Below are 7,437 nucleotides of genomic sequence, written 5' to 3' on the forward strand. Positions count from 1 at the left end.
TCACGTACGCTCGAATCCGAATCTGAGGAGACATGACCATGAAGGCTGTACTCGCAGGAAAAGTTATTGCCGAGGCCGACGAGAGCGACCTCATCTCTATTGAGGGCAACTGGTATTTCCCTCTCACGTCGGTGACGCCCGGTGTCCTCGTCGAGAGTCCCACCCCGTACACCTGTCCGTGGAAGGGCGAAGCCCAGTATTACTCCGCGCAGATTGACGGTGAGACTCATGTCGATCAGGCATGGGGCTACCCGCATCCTTACCCCACCGCGTTCGAACGGGTCGGCAAAGACATCTCCGGCCACATCGCTTTCGCCCCCGGCGTCGAGGTCGGACCGTAGCTGGTTCGCTCAGGCCTGACGCAGTCAACGATCGACCGGAGATAACCGCATGATCGAGTTCCGCTCGGTGTCGAAGCAGTTCGATGACGGCACGCTCGCCGTCGACAACTTCAGCCTCGCGCTGCCCTCGCGCAAGACGACGGTTTTCGTGGGTTCTTCCGGATGCGGAAAGACGACGCTGCTGCGAATGATCAACCGCATGGTCGAGCCCACGAGCGGTGACGTCGAGATCGACGGCGAGAGCGTGCTTGGTAAGAACCCGGTGACTCTCCGCCGTGGCATCGGGTACGTCATGCAGAACTCCGGGCTCATGCCGCACTTCTCCGTCATCGACAACGTTGCAACGGTATTGCGTCTGACCGGCACGTCGAAGAAGCAAGCGCATGAGCGCGCCCGGACGCTGCTCGACACCGTCGGGCTTGATCGCGCGCTCGCAGATCGCTATCCGAGCCAGCTCTCCGGTGGGCAGCAGCAGCGCGTCGGAGTGGCGCGCGGGCTTGCCGCAGACCCGAATATTCTGCTCATGGATGAGCCGTTCGGCGCCGTCGACCCGATCGTGCGCGCCGACCTGCAGCAGGAGCTCATTCGCTTGCAGAAAGAACTCGACAAGACCGTCGTATTCGTCACGCACGACATCGATGAGGCATTCCTGCTCGGCGATCAGGTCGTCATCCTCGACAAGGGCGCGCGCATCGTGCAGGTCGGCAGCCCGAGCGAGATCATTGAGAACCCCGCTGATGACTTCGTCTCCGCCTTCATTGGCGCCGAGCGCGGCCGGCGCGCGCTGCGCCTGAAGCAGACTCCCCACGGCACGGTCGTCGTTGATTCCGAGGGCCGCACTCAGGGGGCGCTCGTGGATGGCTCACCCAAGGGTACGGACGGCGGATGAGATGAACTGGGTCATCGACAATCTCGGGCTGATCCTCGATCTCAGCCTGACGCATCTGGGCCAGAGCGTGATTCCGATCGTGCTCGGCTTCGTGCTGTCACTTCCGCTGGGTTGGGTCGCGTGGCGCTACCGACTCGTCCGGGGGCCAGTTATTGTCCTCACGGGTCTGCTTTACACGATCCCCTCGCTTGCGTTGCTGATCCTGATGCCCGCGGTGGGGGGCTACTCGGCGATCAGCCCGACAAACCTCATCGTCGCGCTCACCATCTACGCCGTGGCGATCCTGGTGCGCTCGGTCGCTGATGGTCTCGACTCTGTCGACCCGGGCGTACGACAGGCCGCCACAGCGGTCGGTTACGGCGGCTTCCGCCGCTTCTGGACCGTTGATCTCCCGCTCGCCGGCCCCGTCATCCTCGCCGGGCTCAGAGTCGCCGCGGTCAGCACGATCTCGCTCGCGACGGTGGGCATCCTCATCGGTGTCACGAACCTCGGCTACCTGTTCACGAACGGACTGCAGCGTCGGATCATCGCCGAGGTGTTCGCCGGTGTCATCGCGGTCGTGGTGATCGCACTGGTTATCGACCTGCTGCTGATGCTGGCGGGACGGGCGATCATGCCCTGGACGCGCGCAACCAAGATTGCGAGCGCACGACGTCCCCGCCTCGTGCTGAGGGCGGCCGCATGAACCTCTTCGCTGACGCCTTCGCCTGGCTGTTCTCCCCTGAGCGGCTCCAAGGGTCGTATGCGCTGCCGACACTGCTTGGTCAGCACCTCTTCTACACCGTGATCTCGGTGTTGCTCGCCGCAGTTATCGCCGTGCCGCTGGGATGGCTGATCGGACACACCGGTCGCGGCCGAGAGTTCGCCGTGGCGGTTTCAGGTGCCGCACGGGCCGTGCCGTCGTTCGGGCTCATGGTGCTGCTCGTGCTGCTGTTCGGGGTACTGCGTGTTCCCGAAGCCGCGGTCGTCACTTTCGTCCTCCTCGCGATCCCTTCGCTGCTCGCTGGTGCCTATACCGGGCTGGAAGCGATCGATCGTCGCATCATCGATTCTGCACGCGCCATGGGCATGACCGAATGGCAGATTTTCTGGAAGGTGGAGGTTCCGCTCGGCCTTCCACTCCTCGTCGCTGGTCTGCGTGCGGCCACATTGCAGGTGATCGCAACAGTCACGATCGCGGCGTACGTGAACCTCGGCGGCCTGGGCTGGCCGATCATCCAGGGCATCCCGCTTCAGCGCTTCGACCAGGTTCTCGGCGGCGCCATCCTGGTTGCCGCGCTTGCTCTCATCGCCGATCTGCTGCTCGCCATCGCCCAGCGCGCGGCCGTCCCCGCCGGAGTGCGTGCCGCGAAGGCTGGCCCTTCTCCGACGCGGGCGACGCCTCGCCGCACGGCATCCGCCACGCATCCGCCGTCACCTGACCTCACGCGCTTCCCACGCACTTCCCATCAGAGAGGAACATCATGTTCACAGCACGCACGACACGTTTTGCCGCCGCTACCGGGATCGCGCTCGCCGCGTCACTCGTTTTCGCTGGCTGCGCAAGCAGCAACCCCCTGGACACCCCGACCGACAGCGGTGACGCAGGCTCCAGCGACACGATCGTCATCGGCTCGCAGGCCTACTACTCGAACGAGATCGTCGCCGAGATCTATGCCCAGGCTTTGGAGAACGCTGGGCTCACGGTCGACAGGCAGTTCAACATCGGCCAGCGCGACGCCTACATGCCTGAGCTCGAATCAGGCGCGATCGACCTTTTCCCGGAGTACACCGGCAACCTGTTGGAGTTCCTCGACCCTGAGGCCACTGCCACCAGCTCCGACGACGTCTACGCAGCACTGCAGGACGCCCTCCCCGACGGTTTGACCGCGCTGGACTACTCCGAGGCGAGCGACCAGGACACCTACACGGTGCTCAAGGCCTTCGCGGATGAGCACAGCCTCAAGACGATCGCCGATCTCGCGGGTGCCGGAGACGGTCTCATCATCGGCGGGGCGCCCGAGTTCGAGCAGCGCCCGTACGGTCCCGCTGCGGCAGAGAAGACCTACGGCGTGAAGCTGGAGTTCTCGGCAACCGGTCCGACGACGCTGGACGCGCTGCTTGCCGGCGAGATCAACGTCGCTGACATCTACTCCGCTGACCCCGCGTTCCAGAGCGGCGACATCGTTGCGCTGGAAGACCCGGAGAACCTGATCCTCGCCTCGAACGTCGTGCCGATTGCTGCCAGCGACGTATCTGACAAGATCGCGGATGTCATCAACCCCATCAGCGCCGCGCTCACCGTCAAGGACCTCGTCGCATTGAACGCCCACAGCACGGTCGACGAGCTCTCGACTCCGGATATCGCCAAGAAGTGGCTGAAGGACAAGGGCCTCATCTGAGCCGGGGCCGGCTCGGGCCCGAGTGGACCCGAGAACCCCAAGGTGACCTGAGAAGATGGGTAGATGTCTGGACCCCATCGCATGATCTCAAAGCGTGACCTCGCTCAGCGACTCGATATCACCCTCGAGATGATCACCCGCCATGGGCTGGATGACGGAATGAGTGAGGCGGCGTTTGCCGCGCTCGAGCAGGACCCACCGCCTTGGCTCATCCAGTCGCGCGCGAACCGCAAGAAGGGCGCGCGCCCCATCTGGTCAACGTTGACCTGCAACGTCTGCGGCTACAGCGAATCTGCGCGCCCGAAAAAGTGGTGGCCGGAGTTCACCTATCTGACCTGCCGCACTCACGCGCCGCAAGATCTGCCGGCACCGGAATCCGATCAGCACCGCACTGAGATCGAGGGCGTCGGCAGCCGTTTCATCGGCATCGTCGACGTCACCGTCTGAGCCCCAACCGCAACCCCAACCGCCGTTCGAATCGCGCAAATTGCTCTAATCCCGCCTCAGGTGCAGCAACTTGCGCGATTCGAAACCTGGATACGGTCCTAGACGCGAGAGTCTTGGCGCGGGATCCAGATCTTCTTGATGATGATCAGGATGGATGCCGTGACCGGCACGGCCACGAGCGCTCCGAGCAGCCCGAGCAGGGTGCCGCCGACGAGGGCACCGATGACGACCAGTGAACCCGGGATGGAGATCGCCCGGTTCATGACCTTCGGTGTCAGGAAGTACGACTCGAGCTGCATGTACACGAGGTAGATCACCGCGAAGATCAGCGCGAGCACTGGGTCGACGAAGAGCGCGATGCCGGTACCGATCACCCAGAAGATCAGAGGTCCGACGAGCGGGATAAGCGTGATGAGGAAGGCGACGACCGCCAGCAGCAGCGGGAACGGCAGCCCCATCACGGTGTAAAGCAGCAGCACGAGCAGCGCGTTGATGAACGCGAGAGTCACCATGCCCATGACGTAACCGCCGACAGAATCGGTGATCTGCGTGGAGATGATGTCGGCGTTGCGGCGGTCGCGGGCCGGCACCAGGCGCAGCATCGCCTCCTTGATACCGGGGAGTGTTGCGACGAAGTAGATGACCAGTACGAGCACGATCACCATGCCGGAGATGCCACTCGCGATCGAGGCGCCGACCTGAAGCGCGCCGCCGCCGATCGCCGCGATGTTGGCGGGGTTGGTGAGGAAACTCTGCACATCACCAACGAGGGATTGGAACTGCTCGCCGAACTGGGCATTGAGGGTCGCGTAGATGTCGCTAGCGGCGAAATCCTTGATGAGGTCGGGAACGCTCTTCACGAACATGGTGATCTGCTCGACGACGACGGGGATGATCATCCAGAGGATCAGGCCCAAAATCACGATGAGCCCGAAGAGCACGATCAGGACGCTCACACCGCGCGACAGTCCTCGTCGCTCAAGGAAACGGACGGCGGGATCAAGGCCGAGCGCCACAAACAGTGCGAGCGCGATGTAGATGATGACCGTCGACAGGTTTGACAGCGCGATCCCGAGCAGGATTGCAGCGAGAGCACCCAGCGTGACGAGGAATCCGAAGACGAATGGACGGTCAATACGCGTCCAGATCGAGCGTCGCGCGGGTTCCGGCTCGACGACCGGCTTGGGGGTGATCTCCGCTTCGGCGATCGGCTCCGCCTTCTGCTTCTTCGTGGTCTTGGTCGTGGTCGCTGTCTTCTTCGCTGCGGCCTCGGCGCGTGACGCAGCAGGTGCATTGCTAGTGGGTGCGAGGGCGTCGTCGGATGCCGCAGGCATATCGGTGCTCATGCGCCCACTCTAGAGTTGATCGCGCGATATCGTCGTAATTGCCGACCATGAGGAGAGACATGACCGACTCTGACGAAGCCACCGCTGAGTTGCTGCGTCTGCGCGGAACCATCGACAATATCGATGCCGCGCTGATCTTCATGCTCGCTGAGCGTTTCCGTGCGACTCAGCAGGTCGGCATCCTTAAGGCTGTGCATGCGATGCCGGCATCTGATCCGTCCCGCGAAGAGCAGCAGGTTGCCCGCCTGCGTGCGCTCGCCGAAGAGGCGCATCTTGACCCTGAGTTCGCCGAGAAGTGGTTCAACTTCGTGGTTGCTGAAGTCATCCGTCACCACACCGAAGCCGCCGAAGGCCGCTGACCGGGTCTTTGATGCGCTCGGCATCGACCGTGTCACACGGAGAAGGGTGCCGCGGCCATTCCCGCGACACCCCCCGAGTAGTCAGTGTCAGTCGCTGCGCCCCCAGTGCGCATCTCCCCAGATGATCGCGCCCCCCGAGTTCCTCAAACTTCAGGAACCCCCACGTGACACCTTCCGAAGATCAAGAGCACCTAGGTGCCGCCCTGATACATCGGATCGAGAGATTCTTCAGAATCCGCTGCCGTGACACTGGAACGGCGTGCGGTGTCCGGTCTTATCGGATGCCGCGGCAAGTGCCATTGCGGGTGAATCGCCGCGAATCAGCCCGAAGTGCACGGTGCTGAGAAGTTCGCTCGCGACATCGTCGGGCACGACCACGGGAGTCGCGATCACGCAGTTAGCGCCCGCATGCAGCCAGACCCTGGTCATCCCGAGCGCCTCTTCGCCCCAGCGCACTGATGAGCGGCCGAGTTCGCAGGCCGAGAGCACCACGGTCGACGGAACGTGGGGAATGAGGTCGACGTCGTAGCCGAACAGAGTGCCGTCGGCGAGCTCGAATCCTGCGAAGAGGGGATTGTCGACGGTGTGCCGGCCGTGGGCAGCGATGTGCAGCACGTCGACTCGGTCGGCAAGCGTGGTCACCGCATCCACTCGCGCGCTTTCGCCGGTGAGGATGCTCGCGTCGGCCCAGACGGATGCCGCAGCAACTGCCTCGTCGACACCGCGAGGTACCCGCGGCCCAACGGCGAACCCGGCGCTCCGGGCAGTGAAGCTCTGGCGAGCGGGGCGGTCATGCACCCAGCGCGACACCGAGGTTGCGAGGGTGAACGCGCGATGGAGCATCGAGGGCAGCATCCCCCAGGGGATGGCCGCGAGGGCGCCGGGAACGGTGAGCAGCAGGCGGGTTCCGGGCGGTAGCTCGGCGCACACCGGTGCGAGGAGCGCTTCGTCGAGGCGCAGCATCCGATCTTCGAGAGCACGCGCCACGACCGCTGCCATGGGGCCGCTCCGGACGGTCGCTGACACGTCGAGGTCAGCACGCAAGCCTTTGGTCTCTTCTTGGACGGCCGCCCAGGACAACGCGACGATGCGCGCGGTATCTGCGGTGGTGACCAGGCAGACCAGGCTGCCGCCGGTGAAAACGTACGACAGGACGGCGGTGTCGGCATCCAACTCAGACTGCAGAGTCGCCAGTGACACGCGAGGGCGAGCGTCGCCGGCGCCAGTCGCGGTCCACTGGCGCTCACGGACGCGGTCGCGCAGAGCGCGCACCTGGGGATGCGTCGTCCATTCGCTGCCGGTGAGTTCTGCGCGCAGCATCCGCAGTTCTGCCAGATCGGTAGCGAGGGCAGGATCGTGCGGCGGCCGTACCGGAGCGACCTGCTGGCTGAGATGACGCGCGCGCTCTGACCAGTCGAAGAGGATGCTTTCATCGCCGCTCGCCACAGCGGCCGACAGTCCCTGGAACATCAGATTCGCCCCGTGCATGGCCAGCGACGCTTGCAGATCGAGCGCGCCGAACGACCGCTGCCAGTCAGCAAGAAGCGTGAGCCCGTCGCTGGCATGTTGACGGGCTGCTGCCAGACGGCCGAGTGCCGCGGCCCGCTCGGCGCGGAATTCCGCTGCGCGCAGTCGGAGCGGCGTCGGCGCATCCAGGGGGAGGCGCGGGGCAGC

Annotated in this window: 8 protein-coding genes and 1 pseudogene; 7 read left to right on the forward strand and 2 right to left on the reverse strand. The window is 64.4% G+C overall.

Annotated features, from left to right (window positions below; genetic code table 11):
* Positions 1–38 precede the first annotated feature (38 nt).
* From DC31_RS14445 to DC31_RS14470, 6 genes and pseudogenes are all read left to right on the forward strand, one after another.
* The gene (locus DC31_RS14445; protein WP_036281324.1) at positions 39–341 is read left to right on the forward strand and encodes a DUF427 domain-containing protein; all 303 of its coding nucleotides are present in this window, start codon (positions 39–41) and stop codon (positions 339–341) included.
* Positions 342–390: 49 nt separating this feature from the next.
* Positions 391–1,230, forward strand: coding sequence for an ABC transporter ATP-binding protein (locus tag DC31_RS14450; RefSeq protein ID WP_036281119.1), 840 nt, complete (start codon positions 391–393; stop codon positions 1,228–1,230).
* Position 1,231: 1 nt separating this feature from the next.
* A complete protein-coding gene (locus DC31_RS14455) occupies positions 1,232–1,915 on the forward strand; it encodes an ABC transporter permease (RefSeq protein ID WP_036281121.1) in 684 nt (227 codons plus the stop codon).
* Positions 1,912–2,628: pseudogene (locus DC31_RS17815) on the forward strand (ABC transporter permease); the annotation flags it as partial. The gene DC31_RS14455 and the pseudogene DC31_RS17815, both read left to right, overlap by 4 nt.
* A gap of 65 nt (positions 2,629–2,693) precedes the next feature.
* Positions 2,694–3,611 (forward strand): ABC transporter substrate-binding protein, encoded by a 918-nt coding sequence (locus DC31_RS14465; protein WP_036281123.1) that lies wholly within the window; start codon positions 2,694–2,696, stop codon positions 3,609–3,611.
* Between the two features lie 81 nt (positions 3,612–3,692).
* Positions 3,693–4,058 carry a hypothetical protein gene (locus tag DC31_RS14470; protein WP_036281125.1) on the forward strand — a complete coding sequence of 122 codons (366 nt, stop codon included), beginning with the start codon at positions 3,693–3,695 and terminating at the stop codon, positions 4,056–4,058.
* Between the two features lie 98 nt (positions 4,059–4,156).
* Here the strand turns inward: DC31_RS14470 and DC31_RS14475 are convergent, their stop codons facing one another.
* Complete coding sequence (locus DC31_RS14475; RefSeq protein ID WP_051607010.1) at positions 4,157–5,404, reverse strand: AI-2E family transporter; 1,248 nt, start codon at positions 5,402–5,404, stop codon at positions 4,157–4,159.
* A gap of 59 nt (positions 5,405–5,463) precedes the next feature.
* Here DC31_RS14475 and DC31_RS14480 point away from each other — a divergent pair, with 59 nt between their 5' ends.
* Positions 5,464–5,763, forward strand: a complete 300-nt coding sequence (locus DC31_RS14480) for a chorismate mutase (RefSeq protein WP_036281127.1) — start codon at positions 5,464–5,466, stop codon at positions 5,761–5,763.
* Positions 5,764–5,991: 228 nt separating this feature from the next.
* Here the strand turns inward: DC31_RS14480 and DC31_RS14485 are convergent.
* On the reverse strand, positions 5,992–7,437 hold a 1,446-nt coding region (locus DC31_RS14485; protein ID WP_036281128.1), incomplete at its 5' end, for a CHAT domain-containing protein.

Origin of the sequence: Microbacterium sp. CH12i (assembly GCF_000685355.1) — a bacterium.
GTDB lineage: Bacteria > Actinomycetota > Actinomycetes > Actinomycetales > Microbacteriaceae > Microbacterium.